General features: G+C 52.2%; 16 protein-coding genes. 7 read left to right on the top strand and 9 right to left on the bottom strand.

What is annotated here, in order from left to right; all coding sequences use genetic code 11:
• Positions 1–15: 15 nt before the first annotated feature.
• A complete protein-coding gene (dprA, locus tag FOA19_RS13045) occupies positions 16–1,128 on the bottom strand; it encodes a DNA-processing protein DprA (protein WP_149091242.1) in 1,113 nt (370 codons plus the stop codon).
• An 84-nt stretch (positions 1,129–1,212) separates the two neighbouring features.
• Positions 1,213–1,551: a MerR family transcriptional regulator gene (locus FOA19_RS13040; protein WP_149091241.1), complete on the bottom strand. Its 339-nt coding sequence runs from the start codon at positions 1,549–1,551 to the stop codon at positions 1,213–1,215.
• A gap of 269 nt (positions 1,552–1,820) precedes the next feature.
• Here FOA19_RS13040 and alaS point away from each other — a divergent pair, with 269 nt between their 5' ends.
• From alaS to FOA19_RS13025, 3 genes are all read left to right on the top strand, one after another.
• Entirely contained in the window at positions 1,821–4,442 is a 2,622-nt protein-coding gene (gene alaS, locus FOA19_RS13035) for an alanine--tRNA ligase (RefSeq protein WP_149091240.1), read from the top strand.
• Positions 4,443–4,619: 177 nt separating this feature from the next.
• A complete protein-coding gene (gene gatB / locus FOA19_RS13030) occupies positions 4,620–6,077 on the top strand; it encodes an Asp-tRNA(Asn)/Glu-tRNA(Gln) amidotransferase subunit GatB (RefSeq protein ID WP_149091239.1) in 1,458 nt (485 codons plus the stop codon).
• A gap of 18 nt (positions 6,078–6,095) precedes the next feature.
• On the top strand, positions 6,096–7,220 hold the full coding sequence (locus FOA19_RS13025; RefSeq protein WP_149091238.1) for a TlpA disulfide reductase family protein: 1,125 nt from the start codon (positions 6,096–6,098) through the stop codon (positions 7,218–7,220).
• A gap of 75 nt (positions 7,221–7,295) precedes the next feature.
• Here the strand turns inward: FOA19_RS13025 and FOA19_RS13020 are convergent, their stop codons facing one another.
• The 3 genes from FOA19_RS13020 to FOA19_RS13010 form a co-directional block, all read right to left on the bottom strand.
• A complete protein-coding gene (locus FOA19_RS13020) occupies positions 7,296–7,928 on the bottom strand; it encodes a hypothetical protein (RefSeq protein WP_149091237.1) in 633 nt (210 codons plus the stop codon).
• Between the two features lie 24 nt (positions 7,929–7,952).
• A complete protein-coding gene (locus tag FOA19_RS13015) occupies positions 7,953–8,474 on the bottom strand; it encodes an acyl-CoA thioesterase (protein WP_149091236.1) in 522 nt (173 codons plus the stop codon).
• A gap of 131 nt (positions 8,475–8,605) precedes the next feature.
• Positions 8,606–9,256 (bottom strand): protein-L-isoaspartate(D-aspartate) O-methyltransferase, encoded by a 651-nt coding sequence (locus FOA19_RS13010; protein ID WP_149091235.1) that lies wholly within the window; start codon positions 9,254–9,256, stop codon positions 8,606–8,608.
• A 182-nt stretch (positions 9,257–9,438) separates the two neighbouring features.
• On the opposite strand from FOA19_RS13010, the gene FOA19_RS13005 reads away from it, so the two are divergent.
• Together FOA19_RS13005 and FOA19_RS13000 are read left to right on the top strand one after the other, a co-directional pair.
• Positions 9,439–10,845, top strand: coding sequence for a sugar transferase (locus FOA19_RS13005; protein WP_149091234.1), 1,407 nt, complete (start codon positions 9,439–9,441; stop codon positions 10,843–10,845).
• 112 nt (positions 10,846–10,957) lie between these two features.
• Positions 10,958–11,545, top strand: a complete 588-nt coding sequence (locus tag FOA19_RS13000) for a riboflavin synthase (protein ID WP_149091233.1) — start codon at positions 10,958–10,960, stop codon at positions 11,543–11,545.
• Between the two features lie 68 nt (positions 11,546–11,613).
• Here the strand turns inward: FOA19_RS13000 and FOA19_RS12995 are convergent, their stop codons facing one another.
• Positions 11,614–12,186 (bottom strand): phosphatase PAP2 family protein, encoded by a 573-nt coding sequence (locus FOA19_RS12995; RefSeq protein WP_149091232.1) that lies wholly within the window; start codon positions 12,184–12,186, stop codon positions 11,614–11,616.
• Positions 12,187–12,188: 2 nt separating this feature from the next.
• Positions 12,189–13,085, bottom strand: coding sequence for an oxygen-dependent coproporphyrinogen oxidase (gene hemF / locus FOA19_RS12990; protein WP_149091231.1), 897 nt, complete (start codon positions 13,083–13,085; stop codon positions 12,189–12,191).
• A gap of 128 nt (positions 13,086–13,213) precedes the next feature.
• On the opposite strand from hemF, the gene FOA19_RS12985 reads away from it, so the two are divergent.
• Positions 13,214–15,295 (top strand): alpha-ketoacid dehydrogenase subunit alpha/beta, encoded by a 2,082-nt coding sequence (locus tag FOA19_RS12985; protein WP_149091230.1) that lies wholly within the window; start codon positions 13,214–13,216, stop codon positions 15,293–15,295.
• A gap of 170 nt (positions 15,296–15,465) precedes the next feature.
• Here the strand turns inward: FOA19_RS12985 and tamL are convergent, their stop codons facing one another.
• Positions 15,466–17,877 carry a translocation and assembly module lipoprotein TamL gene (tamL, locus tag FOA19_RS12980; protein ID WP_190300394.1) on the bottom strand — a complete coding sequence of 804 codons (2,412 nt, stop codon included), beginning with the start codon at positions 17,875–17,877 and terminating at the stop codon, positions 15,466–15,468.
• Between the two features lie 52 nt (positions 17,878–17,929).
• On the opposite strand from tamL, the gene FOA19_RS12975 reads away from it, so the two are divergent.
• The gene (locus FOA19_RS12975) at positions 17,930–18,679 is read left to right on the top strand and encodes a TrmH family RNA methyltransferase (protein ID WP_149091228.1); all 750 of its coding nucleotides are present in this window, start codon (positions 17,930–17,932) and stop codon (positions 18,677–18,679) included.
• A 149-nt stretch (positions 18,680–18,828) separates the two neighbouring features.
• Here the strand turns inward: FOA19_RS12975 and FOA19_RS12970 are convergent, their stop codons facing one another.
• Entirely contained in the window at positions 18,829–19,971 is a 1,143-nt protein-coding gene (locus tag FOA19_RS12970; protein ID WP_149091227.1) for an outer membrane beta-barrel protein, read from the bottom strand.
• Between the last annotated feature and the right edge of the window lie 4 nt (positions 19,972–19,975).

Below are 19,975 nucleotides of genomic sequence, written 5' to 3'. Positions count from 1 at the left end.
GGAGTGAAGAACCGATTAAACCAAAGCGAACTGCTTACCCGGTAAGCTCTTGATGCGGCTACTGAACTCCAGCGTGAGCAATACCGTGGAAAGCTGGTTCATGGAAAGCTGCGTATGCCTGCTGAGTACGTCGATATGCAAGGGACCGGCTTCCTTCAATGTTCTCAAAACCTTGCGTTCTTCGTCAGAAAACCCATGGTAATCTTCCTGCGGCGCAGAATTTACCTTGGGAGAGGCCAAGGCTTTGTCCCAGTTCAGGAGTTCTTCTAGGTCTTTGGGTTGGGTATACGGCACCGCTTTCAGGGATTTGATGAGGTGGTTGCACCCCTGCGAAGTAGGTGAGGTGATTGGCCCGGGAACAGCCATTACTTCGCGGTCATAGCCATGCGCAATGTCCGCGGAGATAAGGGAACCGCCCTTGGAGGTAGACTCTACCACGATGGTGCAATCTGCCAAACCCGCGATGATGCGGTTCCGGGCTGGGAAACGAGGGGCGTCCGGCGCCGTTCCGAAGGTGAACTCCGTTAAAAGCCCGCCCTGAGAAAGCATCTTCTGGGCCTCTGATTTATGAACACTGGGGTAGATCAGGTCAATGCCGGTGCCCATGACACCTATCGTAGGCAATCCCGCTTTCAAGGCTGCCCTGTGCGCCGCGATATCAATGCCGTAAGCCAGCCCGCTTACTACCAGCACCTCATGTTTCACCAAGGCCTGCACCAGTTGCTCGGTCACGGCTCGGCCGTACTCTGTGCTTTTGCGGGTACCCACAATGCTGATCACCTTGGCGGCATTCAGATCGGCGTTGCCTTTGTAGTAGAGCAGGAGCGGCGCATCTGGAACATTTTTGAGCCGCTGCGGGTAATCAGGCGAGGTGTAGAACAGGAGTTTGACGTCTTCTTTTTCTACCCGCTTGAGAATGGTTTCCGCCTCGCGCAACGCTGAAGTACGGTGAGCCAGGATTTTATCGGCTAGCAAAGAACCCACACCCGGAACCTTGGTCAGCCTTTCTTTGGAGGCGGAGAACACCGCTTCCGCCGATCCGCAGTACCCCAATAAAGCACGTGACATTACCCCAGCCACGCCGGGGATCAAAGGAAGGGCCACCTGGTAAAAAAGGTCTCGGGACACGGGGCGTCAGTTCTGAGTCTTGAGTTCTGAGTTCTGAGTCTGGTTTTTAAACTCAGGACTCAAAACTCAGAACTCAAGACTAATTTATGGTAACTGTGATTTTATGCTGATCAAGAATTCTTTCACCTTTTCCAGGGATTGAATCATCTCAAACTTTTCTTTGGCCTGTACGCCGCGGGTTTTGAGCATTTCGCGGGCGCCTTGGATGGTGTAGCCGCGTTCCTTTACCAGGTGGTACACAAAGCGCAGGTTCTCAATGTCTTTTGGCGAAAAAAGACGGTTTCCCTTCTTGTTTTTCTTCGGCTTGAGGATGTCAAACTCGGTCTCCCAAAACCGGATCAAAGAGGGAGCCACCTCAAACATGGCCGCCACTTCCCCAATGCTGTAATACTGCTTCTCTATGTCTCGTTCTTTGTAAGGCACTTTTTTGTTAGTTCTGAGTCTTGAGTTCTGAGTTCTGAGCCATTCTCATCCCAAGCCGACTCCGGACTAAAGACTCAGAACTCAGAACTACCTTCTTTTAAGCTTGTTTTCTGAAAAACAGCGCTAAAACGCGCCGGTTACCACCGCAGTTTGCTAAAAAAGCTTACTTTTGCAGGCGGCGTAGTGCGCGCTGGAACGGCAAAAATTGGCTTTTTCTTTCGCATTTACAAGCCCTTGCGCCTAGTTTAAGAAAGCAATTATTTAGATACATGACCTCCGCTGAGATTCGTCAGAAGTTCCTGGATTTCTTCGCCTCCAAAGGCCACCAGATTGTTCCGTCTGCCCCTATTGTGGTAAAAGACGATCCTACGCTTATGTTCATCAATTCGGGCATGGCGCCGTTCAAGGATTATTTCCTGGGCAACAAACCTGCGCCCTCGCCGCGCGTGGCCGATACCCAGAAGTGCCTTCGCGTGTCTGGCAAGCACAATGACCTGGAGGAAGTAGGCTATGATACCTACCACCACACCATGTTTGAGATGCTGGGCAACTGGTCCTTTGGCGATTACTTTAAGCAAGACGCGCTGAAATGGTCCTGGGAATTGCTGACGGAAGTATACCAACTGCCTAAAGACAGATTGTACGTTTCTGTTTTCCAGGGTGACGGTTCAGAGAACCTGCCCATGGACCAGGAGGCCTATGATATCTGGAAGACCATGATCTCGGAGGACCGCATCTTGATGGGCAACAAGAAAGACAACTTCTGGGAAATGGGCGATACCGGTCCGTGCGGTCCTTGCTCTGAAATCCACGTGGACCTGCGCTCTGAGGAGGAAGTAGCCAAGATTTCCGGGAAAGACCTGGTGAACAACGACCATCCGCAGGTGGTGGAAATCTGGAACAACGTGTTCATGGAGTTCAACCGCTTAGCCGATGGCTCTTTGGTGAAACTCCCTGCACAACACGTAGATACGGGCATGGGCTTCGAGCGTTTGTGCATGGCCATTCAGGGCAAACAGTCCAACTATGATACGGACGTTTTCCAGCCCATCATCCAGTTCATTGCCAAAGAAGCCGGCGTAACTTACGGCGAGAACGAGAAAACCGATATCGCCATCCGCGTGATTGCGGACCACATCCGGGCCATCTCCTTCACCATCGCCGATGGTCAGTTGCCGAGTAACAACAAGGCCGGTTACGTGATCCGCCGGATTCTGCGCCGCGCGGTACGTTACTCCTTCACGTATCTGAACTTCAAGAAGCCGTTCCTAAACACCATCGTACCAGTGTTGGCAGATCAATTGGCGTCTGTGTTTCCTGAACTGAAGGCCCAACAGGCATTTGTGCAGCGCGTGATTGAGGAAGAAGAGAACGCTTTCCTGCGCACACTGGAGAACGGCCTGAAGCGCTTGGATTCTTTGCAGGAGACTTTCAAAAGCAACGGCAATACCATTGACGGGAAAACCGCCTTTGAACTATACGATACCTTCGGGTTCCCGCTGGACCTGACGGCCCTGATTGCGAAAGAAAACTGTCTCACTATTGACGAAGCCGGCTTCACCGTCGAGATGGAGCAGCAGAAAAACCGTTCCCGCAATGCGGCCCAAACTGAGCAGGGCGACTGGATCGTGCTGCAACCAGACGTGGAAACCGAGTGGGTAGCCTATGACGCTGAATCGGTGGAAGCCCGCATTGTGCGCTACCGCCAGGTGACGGCCAAAAACAAGAAGGAATTCCATGTGGTGCTGGACCGCACGCCTTTCTACGCCGAGAGCGGCGGACAGGTAGGCGATACCGGCGTACTGGAAGCAGCTTCCGGCAAGGTGAAAGTCCTGAACACCACCAAAGAGAACGACCTGATCATTCATATCACGGCGGAGCTCCCCAAAGACTTGGATGCTCCGGTGATGGCCAGCGTAGACGCCAAGCGCCGTGAATTGATCAAGAAGAACCACTCGGCCACGCACTTGCTGCACGCCGCCTTGAAGCAGGTGTTGGGCGACCACGTAAACCAGAAAGGCTCTTTGGTGAGCGATAAACTTCTTCGCTTTGACTTCTCGCACTTCACCAAAGTAACCGAGGAGCAGTTGCGCGAAGTGGAGCAGATTGTAAACGAGCGCATCCGCGAATCCATCGAGAAAGACGAGCGCCGCAACGTGCCTATTGAAGAGGCTAAGGCTTTCGGGGCCACCGCTTTGTTCGGGGAGAAATACGGCGAGTTCGTGCGGATGATCACGTTCAATCCGACGTTTTCCATTGAGCTTTGCGGCGGAACGCACGTAGCCAATACCGGTAACATCGGGTTCTTTAAAATCGTGAGCGAAAGCTCGGTTGCCGCCGGCGTGCGCCGCATTGAAGCTGTTACCGCCGATGTAGCCGAGCAGTACGTAGACGAGCAAATCACCCAGTTTGAGGAAGTGAAGCAGTTACTGGGCGTGCAGAAAGAGTTCGGCAAGGCCATTGAGAAACTGCAGGACGAGAACAGCGCTCTCCGCAAACAATTGGAAGCTTTTGAACTGAAGCAGGTGACCGCCCAGAAAGAGAAACTCGCCTCTGAGGTGCGCAACCTGAACGGAATCAACTTCCTGGCCGCCCGCGTAGACGTGAGCTCCGCTGATTACCTGAAAAAACTGGCGTTTGACCTACGCAGCGTGGTAGACAACCTGGTGCTAGTGCTAGCCGCCGATGTAGACGGAAAACCGCAACTGGCCGTTATGTTATCTGACGAAGTGGTAGCAGGCAAAGGTCTGAACGCCGTGCAGATGGTGAAGGAACTAGCCAAAGAAATCAAAGGCGGCGGCGGCGGACAGCCATTCTACGCTACTGCTGGCGGCAAGGAAGTAGCCGGTCTCTCAGCAGCCCTGGCCAAAGCCGAATCGCTTCTGTCTTAAACATCTGGAGTTTCTGACCTGTTTACAGCAAAAGAACCCTTAAATAGAGACAATCCGGTGAGGCTATGAAAGCCCCACCGAATTAATTAAGATAGCCGTTTACCGGCTATTTTTTAGAAAATAGACCCAAAACAGAAATCGTGTTGCGCCCCGCGCAAGACGTGCTAAAAGAGAAACATGAACGAAGAGATCCGTTCCCAATACCAAGCCATCATCGGTCTGGAGGTGCACGCGCAGTTGCTAACCGAGAGCAAGGCGTATTCCTCAGATTCCACGGAGTACGGCATGCTGCCGAACACCAACCTGAGTGTGATCACCTTGGGGCACCCAGGTACATTGCCGCGGGTGAACAAGAAAGTGGTAGAGATGGCCATGAAAATGGGCTTGGCCACCAACTGCGAAATCACCCGGAACAACTATTACGCCCGGAAGAACTATTTCTATCCAGATCTTCCCAAAGGCTACCAGATCACGCAGGACAAAACGCCTATCTGCACCAAAGGGCACCTGGACGTCAAAACCAAGGATGGCCAGGAGAAACGCATTGGCATTACCCGCATCCACATGGAAGAGGACGCCGGGAAATCCATGCACTTGGCCGGGGAGACCGAAACCCTGGTGGACCTGAACCGCGCCGGCACGCCGCTGATCGAGATCGTGTCTGAGCCAGACATCCGGGACTCAGAGGAAGCCTACGCGTACCTGACCCATATCAAGAAATTGGTGCAGTACCTGGAGATTTGCGACGGCAACATGGAAGAAGGTTCTTTGCGCTGCGATGCCAACATCTCAGTGATGAAAAAAGGCGCCAGCAAGTGGGGCACTAAGGTGGAGGTGAAGAACATGAACTCCTTCCGGAACGTGCAGCGTGCCATTGAACACGAGATTGACCGGCAGATTGAGATTCTGGAGAACGGCGGTACCATCGATTCTGAGACCCGGAATTTTGATGCCAACACTGGCACTACCACCGGCATGCGCTCCAAGGAAACCATGAACGACTACCGGTACTTCCCAGAGCCGGACCTTCCGCCGGTCATCATCTCAGAAGAGTGGCTGCATACGGTAAAGGAAAGCATGCCCGCGTTGCCGCAGGAACTCTATAACCGCTTCACGCAAGAGTACGGCCTTTCTGACTATGACGCCGGTGTGTTGACCGATGACAAAGAGGTTGCCTTGTTTTATCATGCGCTTTGCCAGCACACCAAAAACTACAAAGGTGCGGCTAACTGGGTGAGCGGACCGGTGAAATCTTACCTGAATGAACTGGCACTGGACATGTCGGCCTTCCCGTTGAAGCCGGAGCAGATAGCCGGCCTTATTGAACTGGTAGACAGCAACAAAGTAAGCCACAGCGTAGCCGCCAAGCAGATCTTCCCGTATTTGCTAGAGAATCCGGGTAAAACGGCGCAGCAGGTAGCCACGGAGCAGAACCTGGTGCAGGAATCTGACGAAGGGGCTTTACAGGGAATCATTGATCAGGTACTGGCGGCCAATCCGCAGAAGGTGGCCGAGTACAAAGCCGGGAAAGCCTCTTTGCTGGGCATGTTCATGGGTGATCTCATGAAACAAACCAAAGGTAAGGCAGATCCCAAAGTGGCCAATAAACTGTTGAAAGAGAGCCTGGATAGATAAGCTCATTTCCATAAAAAGATGAAGAAACAAATCATATTGGCCGCTGCCTCCCTACTGGTGATAGGCGCCTGCCAAAAGAAAGGAGTTGCTACGGTAGATACAGATAAAAGCTACCGCATCTCTGGCAAGATCAACAACATGACCACTGGTAAAGTGTTCCTGGATGAACTGGGCGAACAGGCCTTTGTTCCCTTTGACACCGCCAGCATCAACAAAGACGGAACCTTCCTTTTAGAGGGCACCGTGAAAGAGCCGGCAATCTACAAACTTGGGTTTGAGAACCAGGAAGGCATCATGCTGGTGGTAGACAACAAGAGCATCCAAGTGACCGCTGACTCTGGCAAAGTAGCCCAGTCCTACACGGTGACCGGGTCAAAAGACTCTGAGCTGATCAAAGAACTGAACGGCATTATGCAGGGCATGCAGCAAAGCGCCACTACCCTAAACCAGCAGTTCCAGGAAGCCGCCAACTCGGGCAACCAGGCCGAGGTGAAAAGGATTCAGGAGCAGTTCATGGCCTTGCAGCAGGAAAACCAAAGCAAGTTGAAGTCCTTCGTGAAAGCGAACCCTACCTCGGTGGTTTCGGTGTACACCGCGGGCAACATCCTGAACCTAGATGAGCACTATACGTTCGTGGACAGCATGGCTACCGCTTTCAAAGGGTCCCTGCCTAATTCAAAGTACACTAAGTCTTTGGAGGAGCGCTTAACCAAGATGCGTTCTACGGCCATGGGCAGTGTAGCCCCAGACATTAAACTTCCTACGCCAAACGGTCCTGAGGTTGCCTTATCTTCTTTGAAAGGGAAATATGTGTTGATCGATTTCTGGGCCAGCTGGTGCGGGCCTTGCCGCCAGGAAAACCCTAACGTGGTCCGCATGTACAACAAGTACAAAGACAAAGGCTTTGAGATCTTCGGGGTGAGCCTTGACCAGGACCGCGCTAAATGGTTAAAAGCGATTGAGAATGATAAACTAACCTGGCCGCACGTTTCTGACCTGAAAGGTTGGGAAAGCTCTGCTGCCGCCCTGTACGGCATCACGGCAATTCCGCAAACGGTATTGCTGGACAAAGAAGGAAAGATTATCGCCAAAAACCTGCGGGGCCCGGCCCTTGAGGAGAAACTGGCTTCTTTGCTGCAATAAGCAAACCAATCATCATAAACAGAAAGCGGCTGCCATTGGAGAATGGCAGCCGCTTTCTGTTTTAGGGGCATTTTTTTAATTCTGCTGTAAAAAGATCTTCTGCAGCACATCCCATAGTTTTTTCTTGAGCTCAACGCTTTTCTCAATGTCTTCTAACGAATCCACCAAAACGAAGCGCGACTCCTCAAACCGGTACATACGGTAGAACTCCATCCGGGAGAGGTTGGCCACCGGCAAGCCCTGCCCGAACAGGATGATGTGCCGGGCTTTGTTTTCTGCGGCTATCTTTTTCACGTCATGCACCAGCGCCGGAGACATATTCCCGAATTTGATCTGACCCGTATTTAGACCTACCGCCGCCATCACCTTCTGCAGGAACGCATGGTGCGGTAGTTGACCGAACACGCCGTCTGGTACTTCAAACAATAAATATGTTCCGTGTACGGCCTCGCCCAGCCACTTAATTTCTTCTGCCGGTACAGCGGGTGCAGCAACCGGTTCCTCTCTAGTCTCAGCAATTACAGGAGCCATGGCCGGCGTTTCCACCTGCTGCGGGGTTGGTTCAGGTTCAGGAACTGGCGCGTGAACTGCCTCAGTGTTTACCGGAATGGTTATGGCTTCTTCGCTGGTAGGTTCAGGGATCACGTACAGGGTGTCCTGGCCATACAACTGCTGTAAGAATAAAAAGTCTGCGGGTGAAGAAGACATCGGTTTCGTTATCAGTCTTAGGGATTAATCTTCCAGTTCAAAGATGGCCTTCAGTTCATTGGCATCGTTGGGTTTCATGCGGCCCGCCAGAATAAGACGGAGCTGGCGTCTACGCAGGGCTCCGGCAAATTTCTCCTGTTCCTCGGCGGATTCCGGGATTGCTTCCGGTACGGGAACCGAGTTGCCGTTTTCGTCCAGGGCCACAAAGGTGAAATACGCTTCGTTGGACTTCACTTTGGTGCCTGACGGGATGTCCTCGGCCCACACGGTGATATGGACTTCCATGGAAGTGCTGAAGGCCCGGGTCACCTGTGCCTCCAGGGTGATGACGTTGCCCAGCTTGATGCTTTCTCTAAAGGAAACGTTGTCTACCGAGGCGGTTACTACAATGCGGTTGGAGTGTTTTTGGGCGGCAATGGCAGAAACAATGTCCATCCAGTGCATCATGCGGCCTCCCATGAGGTTGTTGAGCGTGTTGGTATCATTGGGCAGGACCAGTTCGGTCATCCGCACATAAGAATCCTTAACAGATTTTTGCTTACGCATAAAAAGGAGTGTAATTGAACGGTAAAGATACGGCAGAATGGGTAAAGCCTACCACATTTTTATCCGGTGGAAGTCTGATAAATTAACTGGTTAAGGTTTCAGGCAATTGAAGAAGATGCCTACCACAAGGTCTATTTCCAGCCTTGTTTTCCTAAAAGTGGCACAAACTTGAAATTTCCGAATTCCTCCCGGGTGAATTCCTCTTCACCCAGCCGGGTGATGCGCAGCATTTTCTGGTGCCCGGTATCGCCCACGGGGATGACCAATTTACCGCCTAGGGTCAATTGCCGGAGTAACGTTTTAGGAATGATGGGAGCCCCCGCCGTTACCAAGATTTTGTCAAAAGGAGCGTGCTGCGGAAGTCCCTCAGAACCATCGCCCAGGAACGTGAAAGGAGAGAGTCCCATCAAATGGAACTGGCGGTTGGCTTTATGGAACAGCACCTCGTTGTACTCAATGGTAAATACGTTGGGGGTAAGCTGCAGGAGAACGCTGCATTGGTAACCAGACCCCGTGCCAATTTCCAGTACCTTGTCGTGTGGGTGAATGTCCAGTAATTCTGTCTGGTAAGCTACCGTGTAAGGCTGCGAAATGGTCTGCCCCTCGCCAATGGGAAAGGCTTTGTCTTGATACGCCTGCTCCAGAAAGGCCTTCTCAAAGAAGAAGTGGCGGGGCACCTGTTCCAGCGCCTGTAACACCTGTGGGTCTTTGATTCCTTTTTCCTGAACAACGCGCACCAAGCTTTTGCGCATGCCTTTGTGTCGGTAACTGTCTATGAGCATAAGAGGATCAGGTATAAACTTACTATACGTTTACAGGTCAAATCTGTAGCGCGTCCGTCGCGAAATTAGCAAATAGGGGCTCATTGCCATGAAATTTAATTTTTAGACCCGATTTTAGAATTTGCGTGTAGCTTTGCGATAGAATGGAGCTATCCTGTGCCGCGTTGTTTTTGATGTGATTCATGCCTCTAAACCGAAACCAACATCTATATAAACTGATTTTAGCCGACTTCCTGGCAGCTTTCCTGGCTTGGTCTGTCTTCTATGTATCAAACAACAATGTATTTGTAGATTTCTCTGAAACTCTTACCCTAAGTTTCTTAACCAGGTCCTTCATCATCGCTTCTTTCTGGGTAATACTGTACGGGCTGCTTGGCCGGTACCGCGATATTTTCCGGATATCTAGGTTCAAGGAAATGACGGTGCTGGCTGGTATGTCACTGGGTGGCGCCATTGCCATTTACCTGGCCTTCCTGTTTGAGGACCCTGGCTTGAACCGGTTCCAGGTCTATTCTAAACCTATTGTAAGTTATTTTCTCCTACATTTCAGCTTCTCGCTGTTCTTTAAGCTTGCCGTTTTAAGCCACCTCAAGAGGCTGGTGTACCACGGTAAAGTGTATTTCCACACGGTGGTAGTAGGCTCCAGCAGCAACGCGCGCGAGGTCTACGATGAACTGGAAAGCAACAACCGGCACCTGGGCTTCAGGATGGTGGGGTTTGTGCAGAGCCAGCCCTCGCAGCCGCACGCTTTCCAGGAGGAGATTCCCTCCTTGGGTTCTTTCCACCGGTTGCCGGATGTGATCAAAGAGTTTGATGTGCAGGAAGTCATCATCGCCATAGAACCCTCTGAGCACCGCCTGATTGAGCAAATCCTCAGCTCCCTGGAAGGCGAGGACGTCAGGATCAGTATCCTCCCGGATGTGTACCAGATATTGCTCGGCTCGGTGAAAGTTGCCCACCTCTTCGGAACTCCTTTGATTGAGGTAAAACGCGACCTGATGCCAGTATGGCAGCAACTCCTCAAAAGAGTTATTGACCTGGCCGCGGCCATCTTGGTGTTAATCCTGCTGTCACCGGTCTATGCATTGCTGGCCATCCTGGTGAAGGCCTCCTCATCTGGGCCAGTTTTTTTTCGGCAGGAGCGCATTGGCTTGCACGGACGGCCCTTCAACATCCTCAAATTCCGAAGCATGTACCTAGATGCCGAGAAAATGGGTCCGGCCCTTTCCTCTGATGACGACCCCCGGGTAACTAAACTGGGCCGCTTCATGCGTAAGGTAAGATTGGATGAACTACCCCAGTTCTATAACGTGTTAATAGGAGAGATGAGCCTGGTGGGTCCACGCCCTGAGCGTCAACATTTCATTGACCTCATCACACAGCAAGCGCCCCACTACAAACACCTGCACCGCGTTAGACCCGGTATCACGTCCCTGGGCCAGGTAAAATTCGGATATGCGCAAAACGTACAGGAAATGGTAAGACGTCTTAAATACGACATCCTCTACATAGAAAATATGTCCCTGGTCATGGATTTCAGGGTCATGCTTTATACAATTAAGATCATTATACAGGGCAGAGGGAAATAATGTGCTAATTGTTTAATGTGCTGATGAGCTATTTTTTTAGCGTAAGAAAACTAGCACATTGACAAATTACACATTAGAAAATAGCATATTAACCAATTAGCACATTAAAAAAATGTTCACTGGAATTATAGAAGCGCAGGCCGAGGTGGTAGCCATTAGAGATGAACAGGCGAACCGGCATTTCACCTTACGGTGTCCGCTTACGTCTGAGTTGAAGATAGACCAAAGCGTGGCGCATAACGGGGTTTGCCTCACCGTGGTAGCGCTTGAGGAGGATACCTATACCGTAACGGCCATTGCCGAGACCTTGTCCAGAACCAACTTGGGTCAACTGAAAGCAGGCGACACGGTGAACCTGGAACGCTGTCTTTTAGCCAACAGCCGCTATGATGGACACATTGTGCAGGGGCACGTGGACCAGGTGGGCATCTGTGAGGAGGTGAAAGACCAGCAGGGCAGTTGGCTTTTCCGGTTCCGGTATCAGCCGCAAGCCGCCGGTAACGTGACCGTGGAGAAAGGGTCCATCTGCGTGAATGGCATCAGCCTGACGGTGGTAGAATCTGGGGCGGATTTCTTCTCGGTGGCCATTATCCCGTATACTTACGAGTTCACCAACCTGCATGCCGTCAAGCCCGGCGACCAGGTCAACTTGGAGTTTGACATCATCGGGAAGTATGTGGCTCGTTTGCTGCAAAAGTAAAAACCTAATTGGTCCTGTTTTCCCAAAAACAGGACCAATTAGGTTTTAAGAGTGATGGTTTGGGAAACTTAGCTTTGCCAGAAGGAAAAGCGTTCTGAGGCTTGTTTGTAAAAATACATGCTCAACCAGGCGGTGGCAATCCCTATGAGGGCACCGCCGGTGATGTCTCCGGGGTAATGCACGCCCAGGTAAACACGGCTATATGAGATGGCCATGGCCCAAACCAACAGCAGGAGCTTAAAACCCCACTGCTTTTTAGGCAAGAGCATGATCACGAAAATAGCCACGGCAAAGGCATTGGCCGCGTGCGAAGACACAAACCCATACTGACCGCCGCAGCCATCCACCGCATTGACCACCTGGCCTAGCGTCAAATCATGACAGGGCCGCAAACGGGCTACGGTGGGCTTCAAGATGCCGGAGGAGATAAAATCTGCCAGGCCTACGCTGGTGCCTAGGGAGAGTACCATGAGCCAGCCTTTGCGCTTGTAGAAATAGATAAACAGCCCTACCAGCACACCATAGAAAGGAAACCACACATATTTATTGGAGATCAGGATCATCGCCGCATCCCAGAAAGGGGAGTGGTGGCTGTTCAACTCCAGGAATAGGTTGTGGTCAAAGGCTATCAGTTCATCCATCTTTATGCGGGACTAACCCAGTCAATTCCTTTTCTGAAACAGGCCAAGGCTTCCCCTTCGGGAGAATCTGGGGCAGGCGCATGGCTGTAGTGCCAGGAGGCCAGAGGCGGAAGGCTCATGAGGATAGACTCGGTGCGGCCATTGGTCTCTAACCCAAACTTGGTGCCGCGGTCGTTCACCAAATTGAATTCTACATATCGGCCGCGCCGGATCAGTTGCCATTCCTTTTCGTGCCCGCTGAACTCCAGGTCCTTGTTCTGGTTTACAATGGTGGTATACGTAGGAGAAAAGGTATCGGCAACCGCCTGCACAAAAGCGAACCGCTCTTCCAGGGAAATCTCCTCGGTGGGCGTCAATCGGTCAAAGAAGATGCCTCCCACGCCCCGGGTTTCATCACGGTGCGGAATGTAGAAGTAGTCATCGGCCCAGCGCTTGAACTGTGCGTAATATTCCGGGTGAAAGCGGTCGCAAGTGTTCTTCAGCTGCTGGTGGAAGAACCGTACCTGGTCTTTGTTCACGTAGATGGGCGTGAGGTCAATGCCGCCGCCGAACCAAGCCTCGCCGTTGCCCGCCTCGAAATAACGCACGTTCATGTGCGTGATGGGCACATGCGGATTGGCCGGATGAATCACCACCGAGACTCCAGTAGCGAAGAAATGCGGGTCTGGCAGGTGCAGTGCCGCAGCGGCTTTTTCGGGCAGTACGCCTTCCACCGCTGAGAAATTTACGCCTCCTTTTTCAAAAACGGCTCCGTCCTGAATTACGCGGGCCGCCCCGCCGCCGCCGCCGGGTCTGTCCCAGTGGTCTTCCCGGAAGCGGGCTACTCCGTCACAGTTCTCCAGATCGGCGCAGAGGCGCTCCTGGAATGACTTAAACCATTTTTGTATCGTATCTCTCATTATGGTTGCTTTTCCGTTTTACAGGCGATTTGGCAAAAATAGGCGATAAATGGGAGAGGTCCTGCATTTCTCCATTTTGCTTTCTTCTGGATTAGCCGTACTTTAGGAAACCGAACAAATGTTAGCTTATGAACCAGACGTCTGTTGAAGCTCCCGCCCCGGTGCAGGTTGAGCTTCTCTTAAAAGCCTATCGGCTGATGCTCACCGCCAAAGCCATGGCCGACACCTACGAAGAAAACAAAGCCATTTGCAGCAAATACGTCCACAGTACCTCTCGCGGCCACGAAGCCATCCAACTGGCCACGGCTTTTCACCTGACCGAGAAAGATTATTTATCGGTTTACTACCGCGATGAATCCGTTTTATTGGGCCTGGGCCTGACACCCTACGAGCTCATGCTCCAGCTCATGGCCAAGCGCGACGATCCTTTCAGCGGCGGCCGCACGTACTACGGGCACCCGTCCCTGCGCAGGCCAGGCTTTCCCGTGATCCCGCACCAAAGTTCGGCCACAGGCATGCAGGCCATTCCGGCCACGGGTATGGCCCACGCGCTGGCGTATCTGGAGTCGCAGAACCTGGTGGATGCGGCGGAGGGGCGCGTAGTGGTCTGTTCCCTGGGCGATGGCTCCGTAACCGAGGGCGAGGTTGCGGAGGCCTTCCAGATGGCGGTGCTTAAGAAATTGCCCATCATTTACCTGGTGCAGGACAACGACTGGGGTATTTCAGCCACGGGTTCCGAAATGCGCGCCATGGATGCCTATGAGTACGCAGCCGGCTTCAAAGGCCTGGAAAGAATGCGGGTCGACGGCGCTGATTTCATAGATTCCTATACCGGCATGGCCGAGGCCTTCCGGATTGCCCGGCAGGAACGTCGGCCGGTGCTGGTGCATGCCAAGTGCCCTTTGCTGGGCCATCATACCTCCGGAGTAAGAAGAGAATGGTACCGCGGCGATAACCTAGCAGAGCATGGTTTATTGGACCCTTTGCCCAAATTGGGCACTTACCTGCTGGAACAGGGCCTCACCGCTGATGAACTCATCTCCATTGCCCAGGAAGTGAAAGAGGAAGTGCAGGCTCAGTACGTAAAGGCTTTGGCAGCACCAGACCCAGATCCGGCCACCTTTCACCAGCATGAATTTGCGCCAACCCCCATCACCCGGGAAAGTGGCGAGCGTGCTCCCCAGAATGCTGAGAAAACCACCATGGTAGACGCAGCCCTCCATGCCGTGGATGATCTACTGAAACAGTACCCCACCGCGCTCTTCTACGGCCAGGACGTAGGTGGTGAACTGGGAGGGGTTTTCCGGGAGGCGGCCTTGCTGGCCAAAAAGTACGGCGATGCCCGGGTGTTCAATACGCCCATCCAGGAAGCCTACATTGTTGGATCAACGGCCGGAATGTCATCCGTAGGTGCAAAACCCATTGTGGAGATCCAGTTCGCGGATTACATCTGGCCGGGTATCAACCAGTTGGTGGAGGAACTTTCCAAAAGCTGTTACCTGAGCATGGGCAAATTCCCGGTGCAGTCGCTCATCAGAGTACCTATTGGAGCGTACGGCGGGGGAGGTCCTTACCACTCCGGCAGCATTGAGTCTACCTTGCTGAATATCCGGGGCATTAAAGTGGTGTACCCCAGCAACGCCGCTGATATGAAAGGTCTCATGAAAGCGGCTTTCCTGGACCCCAACCCAGTAGTCATGCTGGAACACAAAGGCCTGTACTGGTCCAAAGTACCCGGCACCGAGGACGCCAAAACTATTGAGCCCGCAGAAGACTACATCCTGCCATTGGGGAAAGCCAACGTGGTGCAGCAAGCCTCTGAGGAACAACTAAACCAAGGCAACAGCCTTACCGTAATCACCTACGGCATGGGCGTATACTGGGCCAAAGCCGCCAGCAAGCGGTTACCTGGTTCAGTTGAGATCGTGGACCTACGCACCTTGAATCCGCTGGACTATGAATCAGTGGAAGCATCGGTGAAACGCCACGGCAAAGTCTTGGTCTTAACCGAAGAACCCCTCCAGAATTCCTTCGCGGAGTCATTGGCCGGCCGCATCAGCAAGACCTGCTTCAAGTATTTGGATGCACCAGTCTTCACCTTGGGCGCCGAGAACTTACCTGCCGTGCCCCTTAATGTGGAGTTGGAAAAAATGATGCTCCCCAATGCTGAGAAGGTGTTTGCAGCTCTGGAAGAACTACTCGGCTACTAATTTCGATTAAAAGCTTAGCTCAAGTAATATATAAAAGTAGAAGAGCTCCTGTTTTAGTGCTGTTTCTCAGAAAACAATGCTAAAACAGGAGCTCTTCTTTTGCAGGCTTATTCTATATTTATCATCCAGCCCCCCGCTAGCATCTCAACTTAAGAGTTTAAACCAACGGTTTAAAATGGATAGCCAATGCCAAGGTTGAAAGTGGTTTGGGTGTTGTTCCCGAAGATCCTATTAGACCGGAATTCATTGATGACGAACCGACTGCCCTGCGGCTGTGCAGGATCATAGACCTTTGTGGCGATATCAAAGCGCAGGATGGCGAACGTGAAATCAAACCGTACCCCGAAACCCGTACCCACCGCCAACTCTTTGTAGAAGCGGTTAAACTGAAACTGAGCGCCCGGCTGGGCTTCGTACAACTCGGGGTTGGGGTTGGTGTTTCGTTCCTTGAAAAGCCAGATGTTACCCGCATCCAGGAACAAAGCCCCGTTCACGTTGGTACTGCCAAACCGAAACATCCTGAACCGGTATTCTGAATTCAACTCCAGCAAGATCTCGCCGGTCTGCTCAAATAAGTAATCGGTCTCGCCGGTGGTTTTGTTGATGAGTGCGCTGGAACCCGGTCCCAAGCGGCGCGGTAACCATGCTCTAACACTGGAAGACCCACCGGCAAAAAAGTATTTGTCATAAGGAAGGGCCCTTGAGGTTCCCAGTGGTTTGGCCACCCCGCCGTTGGCACGGTACACAAACGTCATGTTGTTGCCTAAGGAATGGTACCGGCGGTAATCCAGGTTCAGTTTGGCAAACCGGTAGGTGTTGAAGTCCTTGAACTGCTCGGCCACGTAATTCCAGAGCAGACCGCCCGTCTCGGCAAAAATCCGGAACAGTTTGGCGTCGTTGGATTGGTTGTAGTTGGCGGTGTTGTAAAGGCTGGTGAAGTTGATGGACGAGACAAAGGCGTTCTTGAAACTTTCGTTCAAAGGGTTACCAGACTGCTCTAAGGTAAGCAGGTATTCATTGAAGGTAGGGTCAATGCGCGGTGTGCTGATCACGTTAATGTCCAGCGGAGAGAAACTGAACTGGTGGATGTTCAGGCGTTGCCAAATGTAGTCAAAGGAGAAATCCAGGTTGGTTCTGGTGTATTCATTCCGGTCAACATAGGTGTAACCGGTACTGAAACGCGTACGCGGGTTAAAGCGCACAAGCAAATCATTCGTCCGGAACGGCACCAGAATCTGCGGGAAAGTCACGCCCATGTCGGCGCCAATTTCCGTTCTGCGGCCTACCGTGTTCACGTTACGCTGCAGTTGCCCTTCAATCCCGGCCCTTACCCCGATGTCAAAGATCTCGGCCCCGCCAAAGATATTCCTGATCCGGAAACGCATACTGGCATAAGGCCCCGGTACCTGTTCGGTGAAAGTACCGCCAATCTCGGTGGTTTCCTGGAAGCGCGGCAGCAGCGAGGTGTTGATCTGGGTATTGAGGAAGCCCCGGTTCGGCTCACCGGAGAGCGAATCAGACTTGGTGTAGCTGATGGTGGTGTACTTGAACACATCCAGGTTACTGATGATGCGCTGGTTGTTGAGCGTGCGGTTAGCCGAGTACGTCTGGCCTTTCCGGATGATGACTTTCCGTTGGAGGATGCGCGGTTTGATGCGCTGGTCATAGGCCAGGAAATGGATGTTGTTCAGCTCCACGGTATCGCGGGAGCGGCCAAAACGGTTGAGCCCGGCATCGGTGGTGAAGAAGACATCCTGGATCGTGTAGATCTTGTGCACCGTGGTGTCGGTGGGGTTCGCGATGATCGTGCTCAGCCTGACGGTGTATTCCTCGTAGCTGGTGTCTGCCTCCACGGTGATGAACTGCTGCCGGAAATCAAAAAAGCCGTTGTTTTTGAGGAGCTGTTCAATGCGGGTGCGTTCCTGGGTGAGCAGCGCCTCATCAAAGTTCTGCTTTACCTTGATCAGGCTTTCCTTCTGGTTCGCGTTCAGGATCCTTAGGATGGCCGTATCAGGTACCTGATAGGTGTGCTGCGAAACCACGTACGGCTTGTCTTCATGGACCAGCAGCGTGGCGTACACCTTCTTGTTTTTAACCTCAATGGTGGCCGTGACCTTGTTTCTGAAAAAGCCTTTAGAGCTGAGGTAAATCCCTACCTGCTCCTGCGTTTGCACCAGTTTAAGCGAGTCAAAGATGGCCGGCGGCTCGCCCACAGTGCGCATGAGCCAGTTGCCGTTCTCCTTTTTGTTCTGGAGCCGGTTAAGTTTATTTTCCTTTTTCTCGATGAGTTTGTCCACCTTCACCGAGTCGCTGCCGGCCCTTTTAATGCGGCGGGCATAGTCCTCGGTTTCCTCTACAATATTGGCCTGAATGCGCTCGGGGTTGTAGAAGTTCTTGCCTAAGTAATAGAGATTGAGGTAAATAGGGGAGCCCAGCACCCGACGGTTGGGTTTCTGCTGGTAAAGCGGGGTAATGGCGCCTTTGTCGGCTTGTTCAACCCCTTCCAGTTTTATCTTCCAGAGCAGCCGCTCGTTTTCGGCTAAGTGGTGGGTAGGCGTGCAGCCCATAAAAAAGCCCAGCATTGTGAATACCGCGCCGAATACGTAACATCGTAGCTTCAAACGAAGAAGGATTATGATCTCAAAGGGGCTTTTGAAGTACATTAGGTCACTGCAAATAAAGAAATATCGGTTGCTTCACCAAGCTTTCACGGTGGAAGGTGAAAAGAGTGTGGCAGAATTGCTGCAATCAGACTTTGAACTGGAAACGGTTCTGGCCACCGAAAAATTTTTACTCAAACATACCCATCTCCTCCGGAAAGGTTTTGAGGTGATCACGGTAGGCGAGGAAGAACTGGGCAAGGCCGGATCCATGGAAACCAACAACGCCGCGCTGGCCATTGCCAAGATGCGCCCGGTGCCGGAGTTCGCCTGGAGCCAACACCCATTTATTTTGGCGTTGGACGAAGTGCGGGACCCTGGGAACCTGGGCACCATCATCCGGATTGCCGACTGGTACGGGCTCACCTCCATTGTGCTCTCAGAATCTTCCGCCGATTTCTACAACCAGAAAGTCATTGCCGCCACCATGGGCTCCTTCACGCGCATCACCCCACACTACGTTGATTTAGCCTCGTTTCTGGAAAAACGGCCCCAAAACGTACCTGTCTATGGAGCGGCGTTGGAAGGAGAGAACGTACACCGACAGGATCTGCAGCCCCAAGGCGTGCTGGTGATGGGCAACGAGTCGCACGGCATCCGGCCCGAGATCATGAACCTGGTTTCTCAACCGTTGCACATCCCCGGCCGCGGTGGCGCGGAGTCTTTGAACGTAGGCACCGCCACCGCCATTCTCCTGGATAACTTCTTCCGGAACATTCAATAGGCCTTTGGCCAAACATTAAGGATTACTTAAAACCGATAAACTGTTTACAAGGTGTTTTTGTGAAAACAACCTCAAAACAATCACCAGCCATAAAACAAAAGAGGAGCGTAATAGCTCCTCTTTTGTTTTATCTACATACCAGCTTCAGTTTAGAATTTTACGATTCTTATTCCGGCAGCGAAGGCGTTGGCCTGAGGTCCTTTGTTTTCTTGGAACAGGTCGTTGAGGTTATACTTGGCGAAGAACTCCAGGCTTCTAATCCCGATGAATCCGGAGAGGCCGTACTGGAAATCATTCAGGTAGAAATCGTCTTTCGCTTTGTTCTTCACGTTGTCTCCGTCTTGGGAGTATTTCACTTTGGAGTGGCTGCTGAGCATGTACCCTACAAAGCCGCCGCCGCCTAATTTGAAAGCTGTTTTGCCTTTTCTGTTCTTGAAATCGAAGCCCAGTTCCAACGGCACGGTGAGGGAAGTGGTGGCAAGTTTGCTTTTCTCCAGGTCCAGGCCGGTGGGAATCACAAACTCTGTTTTCTCGCCGGTGTTCTGGATCATGATGTTGTCATCAAACATGTAGTTGTGGAAGTCCACGGTGAAACCAGTGATCAGGCGCACGGGGCTTTCTTCTCCGCCAATGCGGTTGTACCATTTGGTGTTCAGGCTGATGTAGCGGGAAGCGGCGGTTCTGAAGTTGATGTCTGAAACAGCGCTTCCGGGCATCTCTTTTTTGTTCAACCAGGTGGAAATACCCGCGTCTATCTGGAAATCGAGGGATTTTCTGGGGTGACGGTTCTTGTACCGCTCCTCGTTTCTTTCGGCAACTTCAACAGAGTCTGCGTCGCCCACGTTCAGCTTCACCTTGGTAGAGTTGGAATCCTCATCGTGATCAATGTCAATGCCCACTTTGTCGGTGATCCGGATGCGGTTCTTTTCTTTGATGGTGACCTCGGTACCATCCGGGCCGTTCTGGGTGATGGTGATGTTCACGTCCTCAGAGGTATTGGCTGTGGACTTGTCAATGGTAACGGTCACTTCTTCGCCTTTTTTACCGGCGGCCTCAATCTGGTCAGCGTATTTCTCTACCAGCAGCAGAATGGAGTCAATGCTCTGGCTTTTTAGATTTTTCAAATCCTTCACATCTTTCACCACCACCAGCAAGCGGGCCTCATTTTTGAGCTTCAGAATGAGCGTATCTTGGATCGCAGCTGGTTTAAAGGCTTTTGAACTGGCGTGAGAAGGCAAGGCGATAGCTGCAGCCATCATGATGGCCGAAAGCAGGGCATACAAACGTTTCATTGAA

Origin of the sequence: Rufibacter hautae (assembly GCF_008271695.1) — a bacterium.
GTDB lineage: Bacteria > Bacteroidota > Bacteroidia > Cytophagales > Hymenobacteraceae > Nibribacter > Nibribacter hautae.
The sequence above is the reverse complement of the archived record's forward strand: the minus strand, read 5'-3'. Positions and strand labels throughout refer to the sequence as shown.

Excerpts from the sequence above, each read along its gene's own strand:
- FOA19_RS13010 (WP_149091235.1), bottom strand. The coding sequence starts at position 9,256 with ATGCTCATAGACAGTTACCGACACAAAGGCATGCGCAAAAGCTTGGTG.
- alaS (WP_149091240.1), top strand. The coding sequence starts at position 1,821 with ATGACCTCCGCTGAGATTCGTCAGAAGTTCCTGGATTTCTTCGCCTCC.
- FOA19_RS12970 (WP_149091227.1), bottom strand. The coding sequence starts at position 19,971 with ATGAAACGTTTGTATGCCCTGCTTTCGGCCATCATGATGGCTGCAGCT.
- FOA19_RS13015 (WP_149091236.1), bottom strand. The coding sequence starts at position 8,474 with ATGCGTAAGCAAAAATCTGTTAAGGATTCTTATGTGCGGATGACCGAA.
- FOA19_RS12985 (WP_149091230.1), top strand. The coding sequence starts at position 13,214 with ATGAACCAGACGTCTGTTGAAGCTCCCGCCCCGGTGCAGGTTGAGCTT.
- hemF (WP_149091231.1), bottom strand. The coding sequence starts at position 13,085 with ATGAGAGATACGATACAAAAATGGTTTAAGTCATTCCAGGAGCGCCTC.
- FOA19_RS12975 (WP_149091228.1), top strand. The coding sequence starts at position 17,930 with ATGATCTCAAAGGGGCTTTTGAAGTACATTAGGTCACTGCAAATAAAG.
- FOA19_RS13025 (WP_149091238.1), top strand. The coding sequence starts at position 6,096 with ATGAAGAAACAAATCATATTGGCCGCTGCCTCCCTACTGGTGATAGGC.
- FOA19_RS13020 (WP_149091237.1), bottom strand. The coding sequence starts at position 7,928 with ATGTCTTCTTCACCCGCAGACTTTTTATTCTTACAGCAGTTGTATGGC.
- gatB (WP_149091239.1), top strand. The coding sequence starts at position 4,620 with ATGAACGAAGAGATCCGTTCCCAATACCAAGCCATCATCGGTCTGGAG.
- FOA19_RS13000 (WP_149091233.1), top strand. The coding sequence starts at position 10,958 with ATGTTCACTGGAATTATAGAAGCGCAGGCCGAGGTGGTAGCCATTAGA.
- FOA19_RS12995 (WP_149091232.1), bottom strand. The coding sequence starts at position 12,186 with ATGGATGAACTGATAGCCTTTGACCACAACCTATTCCTGGAGTTGAAC.
- tamL (WP_190300394.1), bottom strand. The coding sequence starts at position 17,877 with ATGCTGGGCTTTTTTATGGGCTGCACGCCTACCCACCACTTAGCCGAA.
- FOA19_RS13005 (WP_149091234.1), top strand. The coding sequence starts at position 9,439 with ATGCCTCTAAACCGAAACCAACATCTATATAAACTGATTTTAGCCGAC.